At 67.2% G+C, this 25881-nt stretch carries 19 protein-coding genes; 11 read left to right on the plus strand and 8 right to left on the minus strand.

Annotated features, from left to right (window positions below):
- Positions 1 to 230: 230 nt before the first annotated feature.
- The 3 genes from U0177_RS11800 to U0177_RS11810 all read left to right on the plus strand — a co-directional run bounded on the left by U0177_RS11800 (position 231) and on the right by U0177_RS11810 (position 5805).
- Positions 231 to 3086 carry a CHAT domain-containing protein gene (locus U0177_RS11800; RefSeq protein WP_409570830.1) on the plus strand — a complete coding sequence of 952 codons (2856 nt, stop codon included), beginning with the start codon at positions 231 to 233 and terminating at the stop codon, positions 3084 to 3086.
- A gap of 143 nt (positions 3087 to 3229) precedes the next feature.
- The gene (locus tag U0177_RS11805) at positions 3230 to 4801 is read left to right on the plus strand and encodes a S8 family peptidase (protein WP_409570831.1); all 1572 of its coding nucleotides are present in this window, start codon (positions 3230 to 3232) and stop codon (positions 4799 to 4801) included.
- Positions 4802 to 5190: 389 nt separating this feature from the next.
- Entirely contained in the window at positions 5191 to 5805 is a 615-nt protein-coding gene (locus U0177_RS11810; protein ID WP_409570832.1) for a sigma-70 family RNA polymerase sigma factor, read from the plus strand.
- Positions 5806 to 5809: 4 nt separating this feature from the next.
- Here U0177_RS11810 and U0177_RS11815 read toward each other — a convergent pair whose 3' ends face one another.
- The 8 genes from U0177_RS11815 to U0177_RS11850 all read right to left on the minus strand — a co-directional run bounded on the left by U0177_RS11815 (position 5810) and on the right by U0177_RS11850 (position 15610).
- Positions 5810 to 6562 carry an ABC transporter permease gene (locus tag U0177_RS11815; protein ID WP_409570833.1) on the minus strand — a complete coding sequence of 251 codons (753 nt, stop codon included), beginning with the start codon at positions 6560 to 6562 and terminating at the stop codon, positions 5810 to 5812.
- Between the two features lie 20 nt (positions 6563 to 6582).
- Positions 6583 to 7524, minus strand: a complete 942-nt coding sequence (locus U0177_RS11820; RefSeq protein ID WP_409570834.1) for an ATP-binding cassette domain-containing protein — start codon at positions 7522 to 7524, stop codon at positions 6583 to 6585.
- A 43-nt stretch (positions 7525 to 7567) separates the two neighbouring features.
- A complete protein-coding gene (locus U0177_RS11825; protein ID WP_409570835.1) occupies positions 7568 to 8161 on the minus strand; it encodes a GNAT family N-acetyltransferase in 594 nt (197 codons plus the stop codon).
- A 50-nt stretch (positions 8162 to 8211) separates the two neighbouring features.
- Complete coding sequence (betA, locus tag U0177_RS11830) at positions 8212 to 9918, minus strand: choline dehydrogenase (protein ID WP_409570836.1); 1707 nt, start codon at positions 9916 to 9918, stop codon at positions 8212 to 8214.
- A gap of 149 nt (positions 9919 to 10067) precedes the next feature.
- Positions 10068 to 10910, minus strand: coding sequence for a MerR family transcriptional regulator (locus U0177_RS11835; RefSeq protein WP_409570837.1), 843 nt, complete (start codon positions 10908 to 10910; stop codon positions 10068 to 10070).
- 390 nt (positions 10911 to 11300) lie between these two features.
- Positions 11301 to 13382, minus strand: a complete 2082-nt coding sequence (locus U0177_RS11840) for an ABC transporter permease (RefSeq protein WP_409570838.1) — start codon at positions 13380 to 13382, stop codon at positions 11301 to 11303.
- Between the two features lie 68 nt (positions 13383 to 13450).
- The gene (locus U0177_RS11845) at positions 13451 to 14491 is read right to left on the minus strand and encodes a glycine betaine/L-proline ABC transporter ATP-binding protein (protein ID WP_409570839.1); all 1041 of its coding nucleotides are present in this window, start codon (positions 14489 to 14491) and stop codon (positions 13451 to 13453) included.
- Between the two features lie 144 nt (positions 14492 to 14635).
- Complete coding sequence (locus tag U0177_RS11850; RefSeq protein WP_409570840.1) at positions 14636 to 15610, minus strand: ABC transporter substrate-binding protein; 975 nt, start codon at positions 15608 to 15610, stop codon at positions 14636 to 14638.
- A 325-nt stretch (positions 15611 to 15935) separates the two neighbouring features.
- Here U0177_RS11850 and U0177_RS11855 point away from each other — a divergent pair, with 325 nt between their 5' ends.
- The 8 genes from U0177_RS11855 to U0177_RS11890 all read left to right on the plus strand — a co-directional run bounded on the left by U0177_RS11855 (position 15936) and on the right by U0177_RS11890 (position 25737).
- The gene (locus U0177_RS11855) at positions 15936 to 16718 is read left to right on the plus strand and encodes an IclR family transcriptional regulator (RefSeq protein ID WP_409570841.1); all 783 of its coding nucleotides are present in this window, start codon (positions 15936 to 15938) and stop codon (positions 16716 to 16718) included.
- 82 nt (positions 16719 to 16800) lie between these two features.
- Positions 16801 to 18516, plus strand: coding sequence for a formate--tetrahydrofolate ligase (locus tag U0177_RS11860; RefSeq protein ID WP_409570842.1), 1716 nt, complete (start codon positions 16801 to 16803; stop codon positions 18514 to 18516).
- Positions 18517 to 18539: 23 nt separating this feature from the next.
- Entirely contained in the window at positions 18540 to 20069 is a 1530-nt protein-coding gene (locus U0177_RS11865) for a trimethylamine methyltransferase family protein (protein WP_409570843.1), read from the plus strand.
- Between the two features lie 57 nt (positions 20070 to 20126).
- Positions 20127 to 20639: a methylenetetrahydrofolate reductase C-terminal domain-containing protein gene (locus U0177_RS11870; RefSeq protein ID WP_409570844.1), complete on the plus strand. Its 513-nt coding sequence runs from the start codon at positions 20127 to 20129 to the stop codon at positions 20637 to 20639.
- Between the two features lie 56 nt (positions 20640 to 20695).
- Positions 20696 to 21700, plus strand: a complete 1005-nt coding sequence (locus tag U0177_RS11875; RefSeq protein WP_409570845.1) for a methylenetetrahydrofolate reductase — start codon at positions 20696 to 20698, stop codon at positions 21698 to 21700.
- Positions 21701 to 21758: 58 nt separating this feature from the next.
- On the plus strand, positions 21759 to 22799 hold the full coding sequence (locus U0177_RS11880) for a dihydropteroate synthase (protein WP_409570846.1): 1041 nt from the start codon (positions 21759 to 21761) through the stop codon (positions 22797 to 22799).
- Positions 22747 to 23418 (plus strand): corrinoid protein, encoded by a 672-nt coding sequence (locus U0177_RS11885; RefSeq protein ID WP_409570847.1) that lies wholly within the window; start codon positions 22747 to 22749, stop codon positions 23416 to 23418. Before U0177_RS11880 ends, U0177_RS11885 begins: the two co-directional genes overlap by 53 nt.
- Before the next feature lie 231 nt (positions 23419 to 23649).
- Positions 23650 to 25737 carry an ASKHA domain-containing protein gene (locus tag U0177_RS11890; protein ID WP_409570848.1) on the plus strand — a complete coding sequence of 696 codons (2088 nt, stop codon included), beginning with the start codon at positions 23650 to 23652 and terminating at the stop codon, positions 25735 to 25737.
- Positions 25738 to 25881 lie beyond the last annotated feature (144 nt).

Consider the following 25881-nt stretch of genomic DNA (forward strand, 5'->3'; position numbering starts at 1 on the left):
CAGCACCCCTCATTTCACCCCCTCGCGCCACCCGCTCACATCCAAACACGCAGTCGGACAAACTCGGCAGCTTGTACCACGCAGTTCGTCGTCGGCAGTCGGCTATTGGCAGTTGGCAGTCGGCATTTGGTCGTTGGCAGGCAGCAGCCCCCAGCCAGCAGCGAGCAGCCCGCGGCTCACAGCGGAGTGTGGCCGCTTCTGGCTCCTCGCTCTTGCACATCGAGCGCACTATGACCGAGATGCTCCAGATCGTCGACCCGGCCGAGCTGGCCGCGCGGCTGCGGGCCGCGCCAGCCATGCTGCCGCTGTTGCTCGCGCAGCTGAGCGATGCCGACGCCGCCGCGCTGGTCGAGTACCTCAAGGGCGAGGCCGACCGGCACTGGTGGATCAACGCCAACCAGTCGGTCGAGTTCGCCGACCTGATCGTAGCGATCGGCCGGGCGCGCGGCGATGTATGGCAAGAGGCGCTCGGCACCATGGCGCGCGGCGACGCGCTCAAGTTCGTCGGCAATGTCGAAGAAGCCTGGCGGCTGCTTGGCCACGCCGGCGAGCTGTTCGGCTCGATCGGCGACGAGGTGGGCTGGGCGCGCACGCGCATCGGGCGGCTGGTGATCTGCCAGGAGCTTCAGCAGGTACGGCAGGCCACCGACGACGCCGAAATTGCGCGCGGCATCTTTCAGCGCTACGCCGAGCACGAGCGCCTGTTCGGGCTGTACAACAACCTGGCCATGACGTACAGCCGGCTCGGCAACCAGCAGCGCGCGCTGGAGCTCTACCTGGCAGCGCAGCAGATCCTGCCCCAGCTGAGCCGCAACAACGCCCAGCACACCAGCTTGCTCGCCACGAACCTGGGGTTCTGCCACCACATGCTCGGCGAATTCGGCAAAGCCAAGCACTACTACGAGCAGGCAAAGCAGCTTTTTGAGCAGCGGCGCGAGCCGCGCGGCATGGCCTTGATCGAGCACAACCTGGCGCATATAGCAATGCTGCAGGGGCAGTACCGCACAGCGCTCAGCGTTTTGCACCACGTCCGTGATTCGTACCGCAGCCAGGGGTTGGCGCTTGACGCGACCCACGTCGACCGTGACATTGTCGAAATCTACCTGCTGCTCAATCGCTACACCGAGGCGCGCGACCTGGCGCAGCGCGTCATCGGCGAGTACCGCGCGCACGAGTCCGCTTATCGCGAGGGCCTTACCCTCATCCACCTGGCAACCGCCGAGGCCAACCTGCGCCAGACACAGGCCGCGGCATACGCGCTCAAACAGGCCGAAACATTGTTTGCAAGCATTGGCGCGCCCACCTGGCACGATATTGCACAGCTGCGCCGTGGGCAGCTAGCGCTGCGCACCGGCGACACATTGGCCGCGCTCGATATCGCCGCTGCCAGCATCGCAAGCTTACGCCAATACCCAGTCGAGTATGGCACCGCCAACGTGCTGCGCGGGCAATCGTTTCTTGCGCTGGGCGCGCCCGACGCCGCCGCCAGCTGTGCGCGCGCCGCGCTGGCGATCGGCAAAAGCAGCATCCCAACGCTGCGCTACGACGCCCACCTGCTGCTCGGCGCAATTGCCGAACGGCTTGGCCAGGAGCGGCGCGCGCTCCGCCACTACCGCGCGGCAATCGCCACCATCGATCAGCTCCAGCGCCGCCTGACAATCACGCTGCGCTCGAACTTCCTCGATACCAGAGGAGAAGCCTTCGCGGCGATCATGCGGCTGTACCTCGGATCCGGGCAGGCTGTATGCGCGTTTGAAGCTTTGGAAGGCGCAAAATCACAGAATATTCTGGGCTATCTATCGAATCGCGAGCAGCTGCGCTGGCGCAACACCGGTGCGCATTACCAATCGCTGGTAGAGGAGCTGAGCCGGCTGCGCGCCGAGCACCGCTGGTTCTACCACCTTGCCTACGAGCAGGTGGCGCTTGAGGAGGGCGAGCAGCCGCGAATTGCACCCGAGCAGGCGCGCGCCGAGGTCGCGCTACGCGAGGGGCGCATGCGCGCGATCACCGAGCAGCTGTATTTGGAAAGTGGCGATGACCGACAGGCTGCCGTCGCCGCGCCGCAGACCGGCGAAGTGCAGCAGCAGCTTGCGCCAGGCACGCTGCTGGTCGAGTTCTACAACGATGGGAACACTATGTGGGCCTTCACGCTTGGCCGGTCGGAGCTTGCCATGCGCCGGCTGCCCACAAGCACCGCCGCGATCGACCAGCTGATCGCGCAGCTTCGGGCAAATGTCGAGTTCGCGCTGAAAGCCGGCGCAGGCACGCCGCTATCTCGCAACCTTGCCCGCGTGGCCCACCGGATTTTGGGCCAGCTATACGAAGCGCTGCTTGCACCGCTGGCGGGCAGCTGGGGCGGCATCGAGCGCCTGATTGTCGTGCCGTACGGCGCCTTGCACTACCTGCCATTCCACCTGCTGTACGACGGCGAGCATTACGCGATCGAGCGCCGCGAAGTTGTGGTGCTTCCGGCGGCCGGCCTGCTGACGCGGCGCCCGCCCCAGCGTGCGCCCGGCGCGCGAGTACTGTGCCATTCCTGGCAAGGGCGGCTCAGCCAGACGCTCGCCGAAGCGCGGATCGTCCACGATTTGTTTGGCGGCGAGATCCACGCCGAAAGCGCGGCGACGCGCGCGCGCCTGGGCAGCCCGCCAACACAGCTGCTGCACATCGCCGCCCACGGCCAGCACCGGCTCGACCAGCCGGATCTCTCGTATATCGAGCTTGGCGACGGGCAGCTCTACACCGACGACCTGCTGCAGCACGATCTGAGCTACGAGCTGGTGACGCTCAGCGCCTGCGAGACTGGCCGCGCGCACGTGGCCGCCGGCGACGAGCTGATCGGCCTGGGGCGCGGCTTCCTGTACGCCGGCGCGGGCGCGCTGATCACCAGCCTGTGGCAGATCCCTGACGCGCTGACGACCGATTTTATGCAGCGCCTGTATACATCATTACACGCCGGGGCATCGAAGACGGCAGCCCTGCGTGCCGCGCAACGGGCAATCCACGCCGACGCGCCTGATCTGCATCCGGCCTTCTGGGGTGCGTTCCAGCTGGCCGGCGACCCACGGCCATTGTCGGGTGAGTAATACCAAAGCGGTCGAGAGATCCGTCAAGGCTGCACGAAGGACGGGCGACCGCGCTATTCGTCCTTGGTCTTCTGCCTTTTGTCCATGCTCCATGTCGCATGTTCAAGTCGTGTTGGCATAACCCACGTGAAAGGAAAGCATGTATGACTCAAGCGTATGACCCAAACCAGCAGCTACGCCACCGCGTACACTTCGCGCCGAATGAGTTCGCGCTGTATATCGAGCACGACGAGAATCTGACGCCGAGGAACATTATTGGCCAGATCAAGGAGCGGCATAATCTCTTTGCGGATATCATTCCATTCGACGCAATCCAATTCGACCCCGACCGGGTTGTGACGTTTAATCGCGGCGAGCGCAGGCCCGAGGGCCAGCTCCAGAGGTTTTCGCTGGCGTTCGCGCGTGTCGTCGAGCCCGAGCGGCGGGATGAGCTTGAGTTCTTAGTTCTGCTAGCTCATATCAACGACAAGATCCGCGATTTGCCATACGGCCAGGGCGCTTTTCGCATTCGCCAGGCCACGGCCAACTGGTTTTCTGGCGGCGCGCCCGAGCCCGACGGCTCAGGCGGGCCTGGCAGCAGGCCAGTGCCACCTGACCCGGCGACTATTTCAACACTACAGCTCAATCCAGTCGAGCTACCCGCCGAGCTTGGGCTGGAAACAACCCTGGCCGAGCGCGGCGCCTGTGCCAACATCTTTATTCTCGACACCGCGCCGTGCGAGGTCGATCTGAAGCGCGCGTATCGCAAGTGGGTCGACGAGCCACTTAGCAACACCAACGCACAGCCGGACGACACGCCGTATAACCGTCTACTCGACAACCTGATCGGGCCAAACGGCGCGCTCGGCTACATCTACGATGCGCCACGGATCGAATATGCCGGCTACAGCCACTTGCTCGAGCTCGCCAACACGTTCCTGCCCGACCATGATTATGTCATGAGCGATCATGGCCTGTTCGTGGCCAGCATCATCAACCGGATCGCGCCGGCCGCGCGGCTGCACCTGGTAGAGGTGCTGAACCCATACGGTGTAGGCACGCTTGAAACAATCACGCGCGGTTTTGAGCGCGCCGCCAACTTCGCCCTCGAGAATACAGGCGCGGTTGTGCTCGTCAACGCCAGCCTATTTTTTGAATTTCCGCCGACCGACACAGTGCTGCTCGAATTGCTCGCTCATGAGGATCCGTTCTGGGCAAATGTGTACGAAAGCATGGCCGACAAAATTCCACTCTTGATCGAGCCATTCGAGGCCGTGTGCAACCTCCTAGATCAACAATCGACCAGGGTGATCGCCGCCGCCGGCAACGACGGCAAAGAAACGGTCGACGGTAGTGGGCAAGTGATACAAAAACACCCCGATGCGCGCTACCCCGCTCGTTACGATAGCGTCGTCGGCGTGGCCGCGCTGAACTACGCCGGCGACATGGCGCCCTACAGCAACGAGGCCGACTTCCCGGTGAACGTCGGGCTCGCGGCGTTCGGCGGCGACAAGGTAGGCGACCTGGCCGACCCGAACCGAGGCGTGCTGGGGCTATACATCGGCAGCTTCCCCAACGGTGCGGCCAATAAACAAGGGCTGGCGCGCTGGTCGGGCACCTCGTTCGCGACACCAGTGGTCACCGGGATCTTTGCCGCGCTCGGCGTGCGGCGGCATCGCGCCGCTCGCGAGCGGCGCGATGCCGCCGCACGCGAGCGACCACATCGCGCCGGGTGATGTGCTAGGCTATATCAATTCCAAGCTAGGCAATCATCGGACGTCAAGCGGCACTACTGAAGTAACAGATAGCTGACGCATGCCTGGCGAACCAGACTCAAAGAAAATCTAATACGATCGCGCGGGTTCGGGGGTGGCAGTGCCGCCCCCGAATTGCTTTTCTGCAGCGTCCAACGAAGCCAGGCGCCGCTGTGTGCGGTTTTCGCGCTCCGCGCGGAAAAACCGCACACAAAACAGTCAAAAGTACCATGCTGCCGCAGGCAAAAATCCACGCAAGCGAAAGTCCTATGATAAATCCGCCGCAGCTGTATTGATAGATACAGAGGCGGGACAACGGCGCGGCGCCGCGACTACGCGGCGCCGCGCCAGTGGATATCATAGGAGGAGGCATGCAGCCACACAACAATTCACACGAGCAGACCGATGGGTACGAGCTGTTCCGCCGTGCGATCGTCGAGCGCGACGAGCAGGCGTGGGCCGAGGGTGCGGCGCGCTACCGCGCCATGCTGATCGCCTGGGCCGGCCGCTGCAGCGCCAGCGCCACGATCCTCGACCACGGCGGCGACATCGCCGACCTGGCGTTCGCGCGCGCGTGGTCGGCGCTGACGCCCGAGCGCTTCGCCAGCATCCCCACGCTGGCGGCGCTGCTGGCCTACCTGCGCACCTGCGTCACCAGCGCGGTGATCGACTGCGCGCGCAGCGAGATGCAGCACGAGCGCATTGCGCAGGCGCTCGACAGCGCCGAGGCTGTGCCGCTCGAAGATCAGGTGATCGGCAAGATCAACCGGCTGGAGTTCTGGCGGATCGCCCGCGCCGAGGTGCAGACCGAGCAGGAGCAGGTGATCCTGGTCGAGAACCTGATGTACAGCTTGCGCCCTGCCGCGATCATGGCGCGCCACCCCAAGCTGTTCGCCAGCGCCAGCCAGGTGTACGCCGCCAAGCGCAACTACCTCGACCGGCTGAAGCGCAACCCCACGCTGCGCCGGCTGTACGAAGAGTGGTAGCGCATCAGCGGATGGTGCGCTGGAACGACCACAGCGCCAGCGCTGTGCCGAGCGCGGCAAACAGCGCAGTTACCGCGAACGAGATCGGCAGCGCGATCGTCGCGCTGCCGCCGAACGTCAGCGCGCGCAGCGCGTCGATCAGGTATGTGGTGGGGTTCGCCAGCGCGATTGTCTTGATCCAGCCAGGCATGTTCACCAGCGGGTAGAGCGCATTCGAGGCAAACAGCAGCGGCAAATTAAACAGGAAGATCAGCCCGTGGTAGCCCATGATGCTCTGCGAGCGCGCCGCGAAGGCCAGCGCGATACCGGCAAAGCCAAGCGTGAACAGCGCCAGCAGCACCACCAGCGCCAGCCAGCCAAGTGGGTTGGTGGTGATGCGCGCGCCCATGAGCCCGCCCACCAGCAGAATAATCGCCGCCTGGAACAGCGCCTTGGTGATCGTGCTGGCGGCGTTGCCAAGCAGAATGCTGAGGCGCGGGATGGGCGCGGCCAGGTACTCCTTCATAATGCCGCGCAGCCGCTCGTCGAGCAGCGCCATGCCCCCGCCAACCGCGCCGCCTAGCGCCGTCAGCGCCAGCACGCCCGGCAGCATGAACGACATGTAGTCGCTGCCGCCGACATTGCGCACCAGCGCGCCCATGCCCACGCCAAACAGCACCACCCACAAGATCGGCTGGAGCAGCAGCCCGCCCAGCTCCTCGCGGTTGCGGAAGAATTTGGTCATGTGCTTCGACCAAATGGTGATTGTTGCATTCATAAGCATTGCTCACAGCCCGATCAGTCGCGCAGCGCCCGCCCGGTGTATTTCAGAAACACGTCGCCAAGGCTTGGCCGCGCCACCGCCACGTCTTCGATTGTGAAGCCGTTGCCGCTGGCCTGCGCCACCACTTCGGCCACGCGCCGGCTGCCGTTATCCACGCCCACCTCGATCAGGTGCTCAAGCGGCGTCACCCGGTCGACGAACGGCAGCGCGCGCAGCCGCTCGGCTAGGTGCGCCGCGTCGCCGCGCCCGCTGATGCGGATGAGGTCGGCGCCTAGCTCGGCGGCCAGCGCGGCCGGCGCGCCCTCGGCCACCTTGTGCCCGCGGTCGATGATGCCCACGGTGTCGGCCAGCGCCTCGGCCTCTTCCATATAGTGCGTCGTCAGCAGCAGAGTGAGGCCGCGCTCGCGCCTGAGCATGCGAATATAGTCCCAGATCGTCGCGCGGTTCTGCGGGTCGAGCCCCTGCGTCGGCTCGTCGAGGAACAGCACCTGCGGGTCGGTCATCAGGCCGCGCGCCAGCTCGAGCCGCCGCTTCATGCCGCCCGAGTAGCCTTTCACCAGCCGGTCGATCGCGTCGCCAAGCTGCACCAGCTCGACAAGCTCGGCGATGCGGCGCTGGCGCAGCTCGCGCGGCTGGCGATACAGCCGGCCGTGAATATCGAGCACCTGGCGCCCGGTCAGGTCGGGGTCGAGCACCAGATCCTGAAACGTCACGCCGATGCGCCGCCGCACCTCGTTGGCCTGGCGCGTCACATCGAAGCCGGCCACCTGGGCGCTGCCGGCGCTCGGCAGGGCCAGCGTCGTCAGGATGCTGATGGTGGTGGTCTTGCCGGCGCCATTCGGCCCAAGCAGCGCGTAGATGCTGCCCGCCGCAATGTCAAGGTCGATGCCATCGAGCGCGGCCACCTCGCCATAGCGCTTGGCCAGGCCGCGCGTCACAATCATTTGCGTCGCCACGCTGTTCTCCACCGGTCGTGATAAAAATCGCGAGGCTATTGTATCATAGCTCGGCGTCTTTGATTCCGACCACCTGGAACCACGGCGGGTCGCTTTCGGGGTTGGTCTCGATGCGCATGCCGGCCTTGCGCATCACGCCGATCGAGGCGAGGTTTGCGTGCGCGGTGGTGGCGATGATCCGCTTCAGGTTGAGATGGGCGAAGGCGTAGTCGATCAGCGCGCGCGCGGCCTCGCTGGCGTAGCCTTGGCGCTGGTGCGCCAGCGCCACCTGCCAGTACAGCCCAAACTCGGGGGTGAAGCGCCGCGCGCTGGCGCTGCTGTCGCCGCCGCGCAGCGACGGCAGCAGCCCGAACGGCCCCAGCGCCGGCACATAGCCAGCCGCGCCGATCAGCTCGCCGGTGGCCTTCAGCACCAGCGCGCGGTCGCCGTAGGGCGGCTGGTACATCCAGGCCAGCTGGTCGTAGTTCATCACGCTCCACTCGAGCCAGGCGCGGCGCTGCTCGCGCGACTGCGCGCCGGCGGTGCCGGTTTCGGCGTCGGCCTGCTCGACATCGAGAATCCGGTGGATCACGTCAAGGTCGGCGAGCGCGAGCGGCCGGATGAGCAGGCGATCGGTTTCGAGCACGGGCATATGCATAGGGTTTCCTCCTTGCGCGGAACACCGGGCTACGAGCGATGCAGCCAGGCTTAGGCGGCGGTTTCGGCTGCGGGCAGCGCTGCCTCGGCCGCGAGCGGCGCGGGCTTGCGGTGCCGGTAGAACTCGACGTACTGCGGCGGCAGCGGCGTGTTGCCCATGATCAGGTCGGCGGCCTTCTCGGCCAGCATCATCGTGGGCGCGTAGATATTGCCGTTGGTCACATACGGCATCACCGAGGCATCCACGACGCGCAGGCCCTCGAGGCCGTGCACCTTCATGCTGTGCGGGTCGGTCACGGCCAGCGCGTCGGTGCCCATCCGGCAGGTGCACGAAGGGTGGTAGGCCGTCTCGCCGTCGCGCGCGACCCAATCAAGAATCTGCGCGTCGCTCTGCACGGCCGGGCCGGGCGAGATCTCGCCGCCGTTGAACTCGTCGAAGGCCGGCTGGCGCAGGATCGCGCGCGCGCAGGCGATCGCCTCGATCCACTCGCGGCGGTCTTGCGCGGTCGAGAGATAGTTGAAGCGCAGCGCGGGGTGGCGGCGCGGGTCGGCCGACTTCAGCTTCACCGAGCCGCGCGCGTCGGAGTACATCGGGCCGACGTGTACCTGGTAGCCGTGGCCGCCGCTTGGCGAGGTGCCGTCGTAGCGGATGGCCAGCGGCAGGAAATGAAACATCAGGTTCGGGTAGTCGACGTCGTCGTTGCTGCGCACGAAGCCGCCGGCCTCGAAGTGGTTGGTAGCAGCCGGGCCTTTGCGGAAGAACAGCCACTGGAAGCCGATCCACGGCTGGTTATACCACAGCAGCGCGGGATACTCCGACACCGGGCGGCTGCAGATATGCTGCACATACACTTCCAGGTGATCTTGCAGATTCTCGCCGACGCCCGGCAGGTCGTGCACCACCGCGATGCCCAGCGCGCGCAGCTCGGCGGCGTTGCCGACGCCCGAGAGCTGCAGCAGCTGCGGCGAGTTGATCGCCCCGCCGCAGCAGATCACCTCGCCGGCGTAGGCGCGCTGGGCCGGCCCGCCGCGCACCGAGTACTCGACGCCGACGGCGCGCCGGCCCTCGAACAGGATGCGGGTGGTGAGCGCGCGCGTGACGACGCGCAGGTTGCGGCGGTGCATCACCGGGTGCAGGTAGGCGCGCGCCGCGCTCAGGCGCCGGCCGCGGTGTACGTTGCGGTCGAAGGCCGCGAAGCCCTCCTGCTTATAGCCGTTCACGTCGCTGGTGAGCGGGTAGCCGGCCTGCTGCACGGCCGCGAAGAACGCCTTGAACAGCGGGTTGCTGGTGGCGCCGCGCTCGAGGATCAGCGGGCCATCGCCGCCACGGAACTCGTCGCCGCCGGCCAGGCAGCTCTCCATGCGCTTGAAGTACGGCAGGCAGTGCGCAAAATCCCAGTGCCCGAGGCCCGGCTCGCGGCCCCACTTCTCGTAATCGAGCGGGTTGCCGCGCTGGAAGATCATGCCGTTGATGCTGCTCGAGCCGCCCAGAATCTTGCCGCGCCCGTGGAAGATCTGCCGGTTGTGCATGAACGGCTCGGGCTCGGAGCGGTAGCACCAATCGTAGTACTTGTTGCCAATCGGGTACGAGAGCCCGGCCGGCATGTGCACAAAAATGTCCCACAGGGAGTCGGGCCGGCCGGCCTCGAGCACCAGCACGCGCTGGCCGGGGTCGGCGCTGAGGCGGTTGGCCAGCACGCAGCCGGCCGACCCGCCGCCCACAATAATCGTGTCGAATCGCTGGGCTTGCTCGCTCATGGTGATCTCTCGCTTAGGCGTGCTTCAGTTCACAGGATTTCGGCTTGCCACTGTACGGGCGCGATCGATCGCGCCCGGATGGGTACGAGCATCTCGGCCTAGCCCGGTAGCGCACGGGGGCTGGAATCGCGTGGGGGCGCGCGGCGCGCTCAGCTGGCCGCGCCTGGCTCCACCGGAAACTGGATCTCGGTCACAAAGCGCGCCGGGTCGCCGCCGGCCTGGTAGTGCAGGTAGACCTCGCGGGTCGGCGCGCGCACGCGGAAGCCATTCGTATCGGCCCAGCGCAGCAGCGCGGTGTTGGCCTGGATCAGCGTTTCGTCGTAGGGCCCGTGGTGCACCACGCAGGCCATGCGCGCCACGCCAGGCAGCCGGTACACCTCGACCCGATCGTCGCCGGCGAGCGGGCCAGGCAGCGCCACAGCGGCCTGCGCCTGCAGATCGTGATCGCGCGCCTCCAGATCGTCGAAGAGCGCCATGCGCGGGCCGGCGCCGCGCAGCCCTCTGCGCCGCAGGAAGCGATCGAGCTCTTCGAACAAGCCGATAAAGATCGGCTCCGACGTAATATACTCGGGGATGCGCGCGTGCACCGCCGCCACCCACAGCGGCTCGACGCGCTTCAGCACCACCGCGTAGCTCGCCAGCGTGTGCTCCTGCTCGATCTGGCGCAGGCGCGCCTCGATCCGCGCCAGCTGCGCCTGCTCCTCGGCCACGCGCCGCTCGGCCTCGGCGCGCCTGAGCATCAGCATGCCGCGCAGCTGCTCGGCCGAAAGCTCGCCGCGCAGCGCCTCGGCGATCTGCTCGAGCGAGAAGCCCAGGTCCTTCAGCGCTAGAATGCGATTCAGCCGCGGCAGCTGGTCGATCGAGTAGTAGCGATAGTCGGTGTCGGGGTCGACCAGCGCGGGCTTCAGCAGGCCCAGTTTATCGTACAGGCGCAGCGCCCGCGTCGATACCTGGGCGATGCGCGCAAAGCTGCCGATGCGAATAATGCTCATAACTATAAACCTTGACGCAGCGTCAATGTCAATATGGGCGCTGCCGCTGGCAGGGCTCGTGCAACGTCGGCCCTCACCCTCGCTGCCCCCGCCCCGCGCGCGGGAGCGGGGGATGGTTGTTGGCTGTGTGGTGCGGTCGCCGCCGCGACCGCACCACAGCCAGATGTTTCCCCCTCCCCTGGCAGGGAGGGGGGTAGGGAGGGGTCGAAAGACGTTGCACGAGCCGTGCTGCCGCTGGCAGGGCATCGCCCCAGATCTGCCCAAACAAGCGCCACAGAATATAGTACGCGTTGCGCCTGGCCATGTATCGGCCGCAGCACAACGCGTATAGGGCAAACCTCGCCGCCGCTTGCGGCAACGAGGGCCAGAGGGCAGGGGCAAAAACGGCGGCTAGGCCTGCCGGGCGGCCCAGGCCTGCGTGATCCGGTCGAGAATGATCGCCAGGATCACGATCGCCAGGCCCGACTCGATCCCGCGCCCGGTCTGGTTGCGCGCCAGCCCCGACACCGCCTCGAGCCCCAGGCCCTCGCCGCCGACCAGCCCGGCGATGATCACCATCGCCAGCACCATCATGATCATCTGGTTCACGCCCAGCATGATCGCCGGCAGCGCCAGCGGCAGCTGCACCTTGAAGATCGTCTGGCGGCGGGTGGCGCCGAATGCGCGCGCGGCCTCGACCACCTCGCCCGGCACCTGGCGAATGCCCAGCTCGGTGAGCTTGATGCCCGGCGGGATGGCGTAGAGCGCGGCGGCGATCAGCCCCGGCACGCGCCCAACGTTGAACAGCATGATCACCGGCACCAGGTACACAAATGTCGGGATGGTCTGCAGAAAATCGAGGATCGGCCGCAGCAGGTCGCGCACGGTGGCGTTCTGCGAGGCCAGCACGCCCAGCGGCAGCGCTACCGCCGCCGTCACGGCCATGGTGACGATCACCTGGCTGAAGGTGTCCATGCTGAACGACCACATGCCCAGCAGGCCGATCGCAAGCATGCCGAGCGCTGCGAGCAGCGCCAGGCGGCCGCCGCCGGCCCAGCCGGCCAGCGCGGCCAGGCCAAGCGTCACCACCGGCCAGGGCAGCAGGTCGCGCAGCAGCGTGCGCATGGGGTTGAGCAGGTAGATCGTCATGAAATCGCTGAGCGGCCCGGTGCCGATCGGCAGGTCGCCGATCTGGTACAGGTTATCGCGCATCCACGCCACCGCCGCGTCGATCGGGTCGCGCAGCGGCAGGCGCCATTCGTCGGGGAACGAGCCAAACGGCGCGGCGGCGTCGGCGAGGTAGACAAGCGCGATGATCAGCAGGCTGTTGATCAGCGGCGCGGCGCGGCGGATGCGCTCGCGCCAGGCCTCGCCCGGCGCCAGCCGCGCCAGCAGGCCTGCCGGCAGCCGCGCGGCCTGGTTCAGCCGGTTGGCGGCGCGATACAGCCCCGGCTCCCAGGCGGCCGGCATCCAGGTTGGCAGCTCGAGCGCGCGCGGCCCGCCCAGGTCGGCGAAGTCGAGCTTGCTGAGCGCATCGCTCAGCCGGTCGAGCATGATCGCCAGCAGCACGATCGCCAGCCCGGCCTCGAACGCCTGGCCCACCTGCAGGCGCTGCAGCGCCACCAGCACCTCGCTGCCGAGCCCGCCCGCGCCGATCATGGCGGCGATCACCACCATGCCCAGCGCCATCATGATCGTCTGGTTCACACCGGCCATGATCGCCGGCAGCGCCAGCGGCAGCTGCACTTTGAACAGGAGCTGGCGCGGCGTCGAGCCAAAGGCGCGCGCGGCCTCGATCGCCGGCGGGCTGACCTGGCGAATGCCCAGGCTAGTGAGGCGAATGGCTGGCGGGATGGCGTAGATCAGCGTAGCCACCACCGCCGGCACGCGCGCGACGCCGAAGAATAGCAGTACCGGGATGAGGTACACAAACGCCGGCATGGTCTGCATCGCGTCGAGGATTGGCCGCAGCACCGCGTCGAAGCGATCGCTGCGCGCGGCCAGCACGCCCAGCGGGATGCCCACGAGCAGCGCGCACAGCACCGAGAACGCCATCAGCGCCAGCGTCTGCATGCTCTGCTCCCACAGGCCGAACAGGCCCATCAGCAGCAGCGCGGCCATGCAGCCGAGCGCCAGGCGCGCGCCGGAGAGCAGGTAGCCCAGCAGGCCGAAGCCCAGCACCAGCGCCGGCCAGGGCGCCTCGAGCAGGATGTCTTCGGCGAAGCGCATGCCGGCATCGATGGTGGCGCTGAGCGGCTCGAAGAAGTACACGAAGATCGGGTGGCTCGCGCGCGCGCCGATCACCCAGCTCTGAAACGCGTCGACCTGCGCGCGCAGCCCCAGGTTCCACGCCGCCGGGAACTGGCTGCTGGCCAGCGGCACGAGGCGCAGCGCCGCGCCGGCAAGCGCCAGCAGCGCCACCACCGCCAGCGGCGCGGCCAGGCGCTGCCAGAACCGTTGGGTGTTTGGAAGCGCCTGTGCGGGTGTGGTCATAGCACGCACCTCGTGAGCGTTTGATGGTTCCGTGGGCACGATCGCCTGGCGACTGGTTCGGCGGAGGCTCAGCGCTCGCCCGCCAGTGCCTGCAGCACGCGCGCCCGGTCGATATAGCCCAGCGCGCGGCCGGCGCCGTCGAGCACCGCCATCGGCCGGTCGGTCGCCACCAGCGCGGGCATCACATCTTCAAGCTTGGCGTCGGGCGCGGCGGTAGGGCAGCCGCTGCGGTCGAAATCGGGCGGGCAGGGCGCCATGATCGTCGCCGCAGTGATCACCTTGGCGCGCGGCGCGTCTTTCACGAAGGCGTTCACGTAGTCGTTGCGCGGGTTGAGCACCAGCTCTTCGGGGGTGCCAACCTGCACAAACTGGCCGTGGCGCATGATCGCGATCCGGTCGCCGAGCTTGAGCGCCTCGGCGAAGTCGTGGGTAATAAAGATGCTGGTTTTGTGCAGGGTGCTCTGAAGCCGCAGCAGCTCGTCCTGCATCTCGCGGCGGATCAGCGGGTCGAGCGCGCTGAACGGCTCGTCGAACAGCAGGATCTCGGGGTTCACCGCCAGCGCGCGCGCCAGGCCGACGCGCTGCTGCATGCCGCCCGAGAGCTGGCGCGGCAGGTGGTATTCCCAGCCCTTCAGGCCCACCAGCTCGATCATCTGCGCGGCGGTTTCCAGCCGCTCGAGCTTCTTGACGCCGCGCACCTCCAGGCCATACGCGACATTGTCGATCACGCGGCGGTGCGGGAACAGCCCGAAGTTCTGGAACACCATGCTGATGGTGTGGCGGCGCAGCTCGCGCAGCTCGGCCTCGCCCATCCGCATGATGTCGCGCCCATCGAACAGGATCTCGCCGCGCGTCGGGTCGGTGAGGCGCGAAACACAGCGCACCAGCGTCGACTTGCCGCTGCCCGAGAGGCCCATCACCACGAACGTCTCGCCCTTCTGCACCTCGAACGAGACGCCGCGCACCGCCACGACATGGCCGGTCTGCTCGAGCACCTGGGCGTGGGTTTGCTCGGGGCTGATCTGGCTGATCACGCGCTCGGGGGTGCGCCCGAACACCTTCCACACGTCGCGGCAGATGATTTTGGCTGAGCTACCGGTTTCGCTCACGCTGTCTCTCTTTCAATCGAGGCCGCCGAAGGGCCTGCGCAGCCGGCGTTTTCGGCCTTCGGCAGATCCGTGAGGCCCGGTCTGCCGCGCCCGGATGCGAGGGCATTCAGGCGCAGCAGATCGAGGTACCGTGCCGTGGGCCGCCTACTTGCCCGGCGGCAGCCAGGCCTTCCACACCGCCTCGTTCTTCGTCACCCAGTCGCGCGCGGCCTGCTCGGCGGTCTTCTTATCGAGCTCGACCGCGGCGATCATGCCGATCTGATCTTTGTCGCTGTACTGCATGTTCTTGAGGAACTGGTACGCGTCGGGCGCTTTGTCCTTCAGGCCGTTCCAGGCGATCTTAAACAGCACGTCTTTGGGGTAGTCGCAGGCCACGCCGCCATCCTTGGCCTTGGAGTAGCAGGCGTCGGTGTACTCGGGCAGCTTCACCGGCGTCAGCTCGTACTTGGCGTGGATGGAGTGCGGCGTCCAGAAGTAGAACAGGATCGGCTGCTTGCGGCTGTAGGCGGCGTCGAGCGCCGCCAGCACGGCCTGCTCGGAGCCGGCGCGCACCACCTTGAGATCGAGGCCCAGGTTCTTGATGATATCTTCGTCGTACTGCACCCAGCTCGGGTCGCCGGCCAGGAACTGGCCCTTATCGCCCGACTCGGCCGTCTTGAACAGCGCCACGTCCTCGGGCTTCTTGAAGCCATCGATTGTGGCCAGCTCGGGGTGATCCTGCACCACGTACGTCGGCACGTACCAGCTGATCTTGCCGACCACGCCGAGCGGGCCGAGGTTCTCGACCACCTTCTTTTCGTCGATATACTGCTTCATGTTGTCGGCGTGGCCCGACGGCCACACCTCGAGGCTCGCGCTCAGGTCGCCGTTGCTCAGCGCGGGCCACTGGGCATTCTCGTCGAGCTTCACCAGCTCGACCTTGTAGCCCAGCTTTTCTTCAAGCAGGATCTTGGCCACGTTCACATTGATCGACGAGCCGGTCCAGGCATTTTCCGCGAGCTTCAGGGTGATCTTGGGCTGGCTGGCCGCGCTGCCGCCGCAGGCCGCCAGCATCAGCGACACCAGCACCAGCGTCGCGGCCAGCGCGAGCATCCGCCGCGAAGGGGAGCGTACGTTCATGAAACCTCCTATGAGCCGATCGCAACCAAAAGCAGGCCAGCGGCTGCGCGCCGCCAAGGAAACGCTGAAACCGTGACACGGCGAGTTTGTGATTGCATAGCCTTCGAGTGTACCACGAGTATATGGCTTTTTACCAGAAAGTCAAGAAAACTGCGCCGCGCGCGCGCCAGCATGCCGCCGCTGTGCTCTGCGCTCGCGTAGCTCCCAGGTACGCCTGACCCTGCCAGCACACGCTGCTGCCCGGCCGCGCCACGCATCTGCCTATTGACAGCGCTGTGGCCTGGTGGTACGATGGTGTTGCACTATCCGGTTTATGTTCCATATTATGCAACACCTCGACGAACAAGAGGCGGGCACTCTGATTCAGTCGGTGCGGCGTGCCGCGGCGCTGTTGAAGGTGTTCGACAACGGCCCGACCGAGCTAGGCGTGAGCGAGCTGAGCCGCAAGGCCCGGCTGCACAAGAGCACCGCCTCGCGGCTGCTGGCCACCATGGAGCGCGAGGGGTTGCTCGAGCGCGTGCCCGGCACCGAGAAATACCGCCTGGGGTTTATGCTGGTGCGGCTGGCCGGCCAGGTGACGCACTTCGGCGACGTGCGCGCGGCCGCGCGGCCGGTGATGATCGAGCTTGCCGAAGCCTCGCGCGAGACCGTGATCCTGGCGGTGCGCGACGGCGACGAGGTGATCAACGTCGAGCAGATCAACGCGCCGCACCTGGTGCGCGACGCCAACTGGGTCGGCCGGCGCACGCCGCTCTCCTGCGTGGCGAATGGCAAGGCGCTGCTGGCGTTCGCGCCTGCCGCCGACATCGATCGCATCCTGGCGCGCCCGCTGCCGCGCTTCACCGAGCGCACGCTCGTGAGCCCGGCCACGCTGCGCGCCGACCTGGCGGCCACGCGCGAGCGCGGCTACGCCCAGGCGATCGGCGAGATCGAAGAGGGCCTGCACGGCGTAGCAGCGCCGGTGCGCGGCGCCGACGGCACGGTGGTGGCGGCGCTCAGCGTCTCGGGGCCATCGTACCGCATCGCGCCCGACCGCCTCAGGGAGTTTGGCGCGCTGGCGATCGCCGCCGCGGCACGAATCTCGAACCGCCTCGGCTACTACGGCTAGGCACCGCCACGCGGCGGCTCAGCAGATCGACATGGCTCGGCGGCCTCCGATCTGCTTTCGCTATTCACAAAGGAGCAACCCTGTGAAAACCAGCCTGCAGATCGCCTCGGAGGCCCACATCGAGCACATCCGCTCGGTGGCCGAGCGCCTGGGCATCCCCGAGCAGTATATCGAGTACCACGGCCGCTACAAGGCCAAGATCGACCTCAGCCTGCTCGACAGCTACCGCGACCGGCCGCTTGGCAAGTATATTCTCGTCACCGCGATCACGCCAACGCCGCTCGGCGAGGGCAAAACCACCACCACGATCGGCCTGGGCATGGCGCTCAACCGCCTGGGCAAGAATGCCGCGATCGCCCTGCGCCAAAGCTCGCTCGGCCCGGCGTTCGGCATCAAGGGCGGCGGCGCCGGCGGCGGCTACAGCCAGGTGGTGCCGCTCGAAGAAAGCATTGTGCACCTGAACGGCGACATCCACGCGATCGGCCAGGCCCACAACCAGATCGCTGCGCTGGTGGACAATAGCTGGTACCACGGCAACCCGCTGAACATCGACCCGCAGCGCATCGCCATCCGGCGCGTGCTCGACGTCAACGACCGCTTTCTGCGCCAGATCACAATCGGCCAGGGCGGCGAGAAGAACGGCATTCCGCGCGATACCGGCTTCGACATCACCGTCGCCAGCGAGCTAATGGCCATCCTGGCGCTCGCGACCGGCAACACCAACACCGCCGCGCTGAAAAGCATGCGCCAGCGCATCGGCCAGATGGTGGTGGCGTTCACCGCCGACGGCAAGCCGGTGACGGCCGACGACGTGCGCGCCGCCGGCGCGGCCACCGTGATCATGCGCGAGACGCTGAAGCCCAACCTGATGCAGACGATCGAGAACACCCCGGCGTTCGTGCACGCCGGCCCGTTCGCCAACATCGCCCACGGCAACTCGTCGATCGTCGCCGACCAGATCGGCCTGCGCGTGGCCGACTATGTCGTCACCGAGGCCGGCTTCGGCATGGACATGGGCGGCGAGAAGTTCTTCGATATCAAGTGCCGCGCCTCGGGGCTGTGGCCGGCCGCGGCGGTGGTGGTAGCCACCGTGCGCGCGCTCAAGAGCCACACCGGCAAGTACAAGATCACCCCCGGCAAGCCGCTGCCGCCCGAGCTGCTGGCCGAAAACCCCGACGACGTGCTGGCCGGCGGCGCGAACCTGCGCAAGCAGATCGAGAACGCGCGCGCCTTTGGCGTGCCGGTGGTGGTGGCGCTCAACGCCTACCCCGACGACAAACCCTCCGAGATCGAGGCGGTGCGCCAGATCGCGCGCGCCGCCGGCGCCGACGACATGGCCGTCAGCACGGTTTTCGCCGAAGGCGGCGCCGGCGGCCTCGACCTGGCCCGCAAGGTAGTGGCCGCCGCCGAGCGCTCGCGCGCCACGCCGCAGTTCCTCTACCCGCTCGACATGCCGATCAAAGACAAGATCCACACGATCGCCACGCGGATCTACGGCGCCGACGACGTGAGCTATACCGACGTAGCCAGCCAGCAGATCGCCTCGTTCGAGGCCAACGGCTTCGGCAATCTGCCGATCTGCATGGCCAAGACGCACCTGAGCCTCAGCCACGACGCCAAGCTCAAGGGCGCGCCGTCCGGCTACACCTTCCACATCCGCGAGGCCCGCGCCAGCGTCGGCGCCGGGTTTATCTACCCGCTGGCCGGCGATATGGTGACCATGCCGGGGCTGGGCACGGCCCCCTCGGCGCACAGCATCGACATCGACGAAAACGGCAACACCGTGGGGCTGTTCTAAGAGCCTGCCTGAAGAGGAAGCACATGACCGAAGCAACCGATCGCCGGCGCGAGCGGCGCGCGCGCCAGGCCAACGCGGCCGGCGCGGCGCGCATGCGGCCGATCAGCTACGACCTGCCGGTGTACGAGCTGCTGCGCCCCGAGGGCGTGCAGCGCGTGCACGATATGTCGATGCGCATTCTGGGCGAGCTAGGGATCGACTTCTACGACGAGGAGGCGCGCCAGATCCTGAAAGACCACGGCGCCGATGTGCGCGGCGAGACGGTTTTCTTCGACGAGCAGCTGATCCTCAAGTATGCGGGCATGGCGCCTCGCCAGTTCACGCAGCTGGCGCGCAACCCGCAGAACAACGTCACCATCGGCGGCAACCAGATCGTGTTCGCGCCGGTGTACGGCTGCCCGTTCGTGCAGGATCTCGATCGCGGGCGGCGCGAAGCCACGCTGGCCGACTTCCAGAACTTCGTCAAGCTGGCCTACATGAGCCCCTACATCCACCACTCCGGCGGCACTGTCGTCGAGCCGACCGACGAGCCGGTGGCGACGCGCCACCTCGATATGCTGCTCAGCCACATCAGCTATAGCGATAAGGCGTTTATGGGCTCGGTGACGGCCGGCAAGAACGCTGCCGACAGCGTGGCCATGGCCGAGATCGTGTTTGGCGCCGATGCCATCCGCGAGCACCCGGCGCTGCTTTCGCTGATCAATGTCAGCAGCCCGCGCCGCTTCGACGACCGCATGCTTTCGTGCATCAAGGTGTACGCGCGCGCGCGCCAGGCGATGATCATCACGCCGTTCATCCTGGCCGGCGCCATGGGCCCCACCAGCATCGCCGGCACGGTGGCCCAGCTGAACGCCGAGGCGCTGGCCGGCATCGCGCTGTGCCAGATGATCAGCCCCGGCACGCCGGTGATCTACGGCTCGTTTCTCTCGACGATCGATCTGCAAAGCGGCGCGCCGACCTTCGGCACGCCCGAGAGCCAGGTGGCGCTGTATATCAGCGCGCAGATGGCACGCCACTACGGCCTGCCGTTCCGCGGCGGCGGCACCTTCTCCAGCTCGAAGCTGCCCGACGCCCAGGCCGGCTACGAGTCGATCATGGTGATGATCCCGACGATCATGGCGCGCACGAACTTCGTGCTGCACGCCGCCGGCTGGCTCGAAAATGGCCTGGTGTCGGGCTACGAGAAGTTCGTGCTCGACTGCGAGATCCTGGGCATGCTGCACACGTGGGCCAAGGGCGTCGACCTTTCCGACGAGGCGTTCGCGTTCGACGCGTTTCAGGAGGTGCCGCCCGGCGGCCACTTCCTCGGCACCGGCCATACCATGCGCCACTTCCGCGACGCGTTCTACCGCGCCGAGCTGTTCGACTACAACTCGGCCGAGCAGTGGGAGCTGAACGGCGCGCCCGACAGCTACGCCCGCGCCAACGCCAAGGTCAAGCAGCTGCTGGCCAGCTACGAGCAGCCCGCGCTCGACCAGGGCACCGCCCAGGCGCTGCGCGAGTTCGTGGCGCGCCGCAAGGCCGCGATCGCGCTCGAGCCGCACGACTTCTAGCTTGGGCTGTTTTAGCACCCCTGCCCCCGCCCTCCAGCGGCGGGGAGTGAGGACAGGATGACCGCAATCATGAAAGAGGCGCGCCGCGCGCCGGGCAGCGAGTTGCTCAAGAACCACCCGCGCCTGCTTGAGCTGGCCTACGCGGCTTCGAAGCGGCTGATCGCGCTGGGCTACCCGCTGGCCCGCCGGCTCGCGCCGCGCCTGGCCGAGCGCGCGATGGTGCGCAGCGAAGAGCTGCTCAAGGGCTACGCATTTAACTGCCAGATGTGCGGCCAGTGCATCCTGCACAGCACCGGCATGACCTGCCCGATGAACTGCCCCAAAAACTTGCGCAACGGGCCGTGCGGCGGAGTGCGCCCCAACGGCCACTGCGAGGTGATCCCCGAGCTGCCCTGCGTGTGGGCGCAGGCCTGGGAGCGCAGCCGGCATATGCTGATCTACGCCGACGAGATCAAGGTCGTCCAGCCGCCGGTCAACCGCCAGCTCCAGGGTACGTCGGCCTGGGTCAATATGCTCGACGGCATCGACACCAGGGCGCCAAAGGGCTGGCAGGCGGGAGAGCGGCGGTAAAATCAACCGGCGAGCGCTGCGGCGTCGCCCGGTGTGCCCAGTAGAAGTGATGAACCATGAGCAGCCCACCCGTTCACCAGCTCGCCTCCGCCAGCCGCCTCGAGCGCGTGCTGCGCTCGGGGCGCTTCGCCGTCACCGCCGAGCTCGACGCGCCCGACAGCGCCGACCCGGCCGATGTGTATAAAAATGCCCTGGTGCTGGCCGAGGTCTGCGACGCGATCAACGCCACCGACGGCTCGGGCGCGAACTGCCACATGAGCAGCCTGAGCTGCTGCGCGCTGCTCACCCGCGCCGGCTACGAGCCGGTGCTGCAGGTCAGCTGCCGCGACCGCAACCGCATCGCCATTCAGGGCGATCTGCTGGGCGCGGCGGCGATGGGCGTGCGCAATGTGCTGTGCCTCACCGGCGACGACGTCACCGCCGGCGATCAGCCCGAGGCCAAGCGCGTGTTCGACTTCGACTCCATCCAGCTGCTGCGCGTGGCGCGTACCATGCGCGACCAAGGGGTGTTTCTGAGCGGGCGCAAGCTCAGCACGCCGCCGCGGCTCTTTCTCGGCGCCGCCGAAAACCCGTTTGCCCCGCCCTACGATTGGCGGCCGCACCGGCTCGGCAAAAAGATCGCCGCCGGCGCGCAGTTCATCCAGACGCAGTACTGCTTCGACGTGCCGCGCTTCGAGCAGTTCATGCGCGGCGTGCGCGATCTGGGGCTGCACCAGCAGGTGTACATCCTGGTGGGCGTCGGGCCGCTGCGCTCGGCCAAAGCCGCCGAGTTTATGCGCACCAAGGTGCCGGGCGTCTGGATCCCCGACGCGCTGGTCGAGCGGCTGAACAAGACGCCTAAAAACCGCCAGGCCGAAGAGGGCAAGCAGATCTGCATCGAGATCATCCAGCAGGTGCGCGCGATCGAAGGCGTCCATGGCGTGCACGTGATGGCCTACCGCCAGGAAGAAGCCGTGGCCGAGATCATTCACCGCGCCGGGCTGTTCCCGCGCCGCGCCAGCGCTGCGCTGCCGGCCGCGCCCGCCGGCGATAGGGCGCTGCTCGACGTGCCGCTCGTGTAAATGCGGCGGCAGGCCGCCTACGACGCATACAGGGAAGCAAAGCTAAAGAGGAAACAGCGTGGAAACGATCGTCTCATCGCCTACTCAGACGGTTATGATCGGCCCTGGCCGGCCGTTCGTGATCATCGGCGAGCGCATTAACCCCACCGGGCGCAAGCTGCTGGCCGCCGAGATGGCCGCCGGCAACTTCGACCGCGTGCGCGCCGACGCGCTGGCGCAGGTGGCCGCCGGTGCACATATGCTCGACGTAAACGCCGGCGTGCCGCTCGCCGACGAGCCGGCGCTGCTGGCCGAGGCCATCCGCGTGGTGCAGTCGGTGGTCGAGGTGCCGATCTGCATCGATTCCTCGGTGGTGGCGGCGCTGCGCGAGGGGCTGAAGGTCGTCAAGGGCAAGCCGCTGGTCAACTCGGTGACGGGCGAGGAAGAGCGCCTCGAGGTAGTGCTGCCCATGGTCGCCGAGCGCGGCGCCGCGGTGATCGGCGTGGCGAATGACGAGACCGGCATCTCGTACGACCCGGTCGAGCGCTTCAAGGTGGCCAAAAAGATCGTCGAGCGCGCCGAGGCGTACGGCATCCCGCGCCAGGATGTTATAATCGACCCGCTGGCGATGCCGGCCGGCGCGGTGCCCGGCGCCGCAGCCACGCTGTACCGGCTGGTGCGCATGATCCGCGAGGAGCTGGGCTGCAATACCACCTGCGGCGCCAGCAATATTTCGTTTGGCCTGCCCGACCGGCCGGCGCTCAACGGCACGTTCCTGGCCATGGCGATCGGCGCGGGCATGGCCTGCGCGATCACCAACCCGATCGAGGGCGAGATCAAGAAGAGCATCATGGCCGCCAACCTGATGATGGGCTACGACGAAAACTGCCTGGCCTGGATCGGCGCACACCGCGACAGCGCCGCCGCCCCGGCCGCGGCCGCCGGCGCCGCGCCAAGCGCCGCCGATGCGGCCCGCGCCGCCCGCGAGGGCCCGCCGCGCCGCGCGGCGCGGCGGCGAGCCGAGCTAGGCGCACTGTGGATCCTTTGTTTGAGGAGGAGCGAACCCGATGGACTTTTCGGATCTGAGCGACGACGATCTGTGGCTGCAAATGCAAGATGACCTCTACGACGGCATGAAAGAGGAGGTCGCGGCCGAAACGCGCGAGGCGCTCGGCCGTGGCTACAGCCCACAAGAGGTACTCGGCAAGGGCCTGGTGGCCGGCATGGATATTGTCGGCGTCGACTTCCGCGACGGCGTGCTCTTCGTGCCCGAAGTGCTCATGGCCGCCAATGCCATGAAAGCCGGCATGGAGATCCTGCGCCCGCTGCTCGTCGAGACTGGCGCCGAGCGCATCGGCACCATGGTGATCGGCACAGTCAAGGGCGATATCCACGACATTGGCAAGAACCTGGTGGCCATGATGATGGAGGGCGCCGGCTTCGAGGTGATCAACCTCGGCATCAACAACGACGCCGACAAGTTCATCGAGGCGATCAAGACGCACCAGCCCGATATCATTGGCATGAGCGCGCTGCTCACTACTACCATGCCGTACATGAAGGTGGTGATCGACGCCCTCGGCGAGGAGGGCATGCGCGACGCGGTGTATGTGATGGTCGGCGGCGCCCCGGTCACCGAGACGTTCGCCAAAGCCGTCGGCGCCGACGCCTACGGCCGCGACGCGGCGGTCGCGGTCGAGCTGGCCAAACAGTATATGGCCAGCCGCCGCGCCAATTAGCGCCGCGATCTCTGAGAAGGCGCTGTCCGAGCAGAAGCGCGAGGGCGCCCGAGCCATTGCTCGATTGGGTGGCACGATGACACGATGCCAGAATCGCGCGCTCTGGCATCGTGTCGTCGCGTCGTTGAGCCAGATTGCCAGATATACCATTATGGCCTGCGCAGTTGGCACGCCCAGCTTGCGGCAGGGCGATTTTCCGCATAACGCAGCTGCGTAAGCCCGAACCATACCATGAACGAAACACCAACAACCTATCGCGTCGTCTTTCAGCCCTCGGGGCGCCAGGGCACGGTGGCCGAGGGCACCAGCCTGCTCGACGCCGCCCGCCAGCTTGGCGTCGATGTCGACAGCATCTGCGGCGGCCGGCAGACGTGCGGCAAGTGCAAGATTCTGGTCGAGAGCGGCGAGTTCGCGAAGTACGCCATCAGCTCGGCCGGCGGCCACCTGACACCGGCCGACGCCACCGAGCAGGGCTATTTCGCCGATCACGGCGGCATGCCCACCGGCGCGCGGCTGGCGTGCGCCGCCTGCGTGCGCGGCGATGTGCTCGTGACGGTTCCGCCCGAAAGCCAGTCGCACCGCCAGATCATCCGCAAGACCGCCACCGAGCGCACGATCGCGATCGACCCGACCGTGCGCCAGGTGTTCGTCGAGGTCGAGCCGCACGCGCTCGGCGCTCGCAAGGGCGATTGGGAGCGCCTTCAGGATGCGCTGCGCCGCGAGTGGGGCTGGGACGGCCTGCGGATCGATTTGCAGGCGCTGCGGCGGCTCGGCGCGGCGCTGAAATCCGGCAAGCAGCGCATCAGCGTGGTGGTGTGGAACGACGCCGAGGTGATCGACGTGCTGCCCGGCTACCACGAAGGCCTGTACGGTCTGGCCGTCGACGTCGGATCGACCACCGTGGCCGCGCACCTGTGCGACTTGCGCAGCGGCGCCGTGCTGGCCACCGAGTCGATGATGAACCCGCAGGTGACGTATGGCGAAGATCTGATGAGCCGCGTCAGCTACGCCATGATGCACGCCGATGGCCTCAAGAAGATGCACGAGGCGATCATCGCCGGGCTGAATAAGCTCGCCGGCCTTGCGGCCCACGCCGCCGGCCTGCGCGCCCGCGACATCCACGAGATCGTGCTGGCCGGCAACACGGTGATGCATCATATTTTGCTCGGCCTCGACCCGACCGACCTGGGCGGCGCGCCGTTCACCCTCGCGACACACGCCCCCGTCGATGTCAAGGCCCGCGACCTGGGGCTGAAGCTGCATCCCGGCGCCAACGCGCACTTCATGGCGCTCGAGGCCGGCCACGTCGGCTCCGATAACGTCGGCGTGCTGGTGGCCGAGGCGCCCGACCAGCAGGATGCGATCATGCTGGTGATTGACGTCGGCACCAACGCCGAGATCTTGCTCGGCAACCGCGAGCGGCTGCTCAGCTGCAGCAGCCCCACCGGGCCGGCCTTCGAGGGCGCCCAGATCACCCACGGCCAGCGCGCCGCCCCCGGCGCGATCGAGCGCGTGCGGATCGACCCGGCCAGCGGGCAGCCGCGCTTCAAGGTCATCGGCCGCGAGGGCTGGTCCGACGAGCTCGAGCCTGCCGAGATCGGCGCCACCGGCATCTGCGGCTCCGGCATTATCGAGGCTGTGGCCGAGCTGTTCACCAGCCGGATCTTGCGTGCGGATGGGCGCTTCGCCGAAGAGGATCAAAGACGAATAACAAATGACGAAAGAATGCAGCTTGACAATAGCACACCTTCGTCCTTGGTCTTTGATCCTTCGTCTCGCATCAGGCGGAACGGCCCCAAAGCCGAGTACATCCTCGCCACCGCCGAGCAGACCGCCACCGGCCGCGAGATTGTGGTGACGCAGGACGACGTGCGCAATATTCAGCTTGCCAAGGGCGCGCTCTACGCCGGCTGCAAGCTGCTGATGCACCGCCGCGGCGTGGCCAAGGTCGATAAGATCGTGCTGGCCGGCGCATTTGGCAGCTACATCGACCCGCTGCGCGCCATGGTGCTAGGCCTCTACCCCGACTGCGAGCTGTCGCAGGTGTATGCCGTCGGCAACGCCGCCGGCGACGGCGCGCGCATCGCGCTGCTCAGCAAGTCGCGCCGCGCCGAGGCCGCGCAAGCCGCGCGCCAGGTCGAGTATATCGAGACGGCGATCGACCCCGAGTTCCAGGCCGAGTTCGTCGGCGCAATGCACATGCCGCATATGTCCGATGCGTTCCCGCACCTCGACGCGCTCGGCATCCTGCCGGCCCGCGCCGAGGCCGCCGAGAGCGACCGGGCGCGCAGGCGGCGCGAGCGCCGTGGTAACGCCTAACTGCCACGAAGGCGCCAGGACAGGAAGGCCCTATGAACTTTGAGTCTTTGCGTCTTTGTGGCAAAGCGAGAAGTAAATGTCCCGACGCAGTGTCCTGATCGAATCGCTCGAGGCCACGCCTAACTGCCACGAAGGCGCCAGGAC

The organism is Kouleothrix sp., from assembly GCF_046328425.1.
Lineage (GTDB): Bacteria > Chloroflexota > Chloroflexia > Chloroflexales > Roseiflexaceae > Kouleothrix.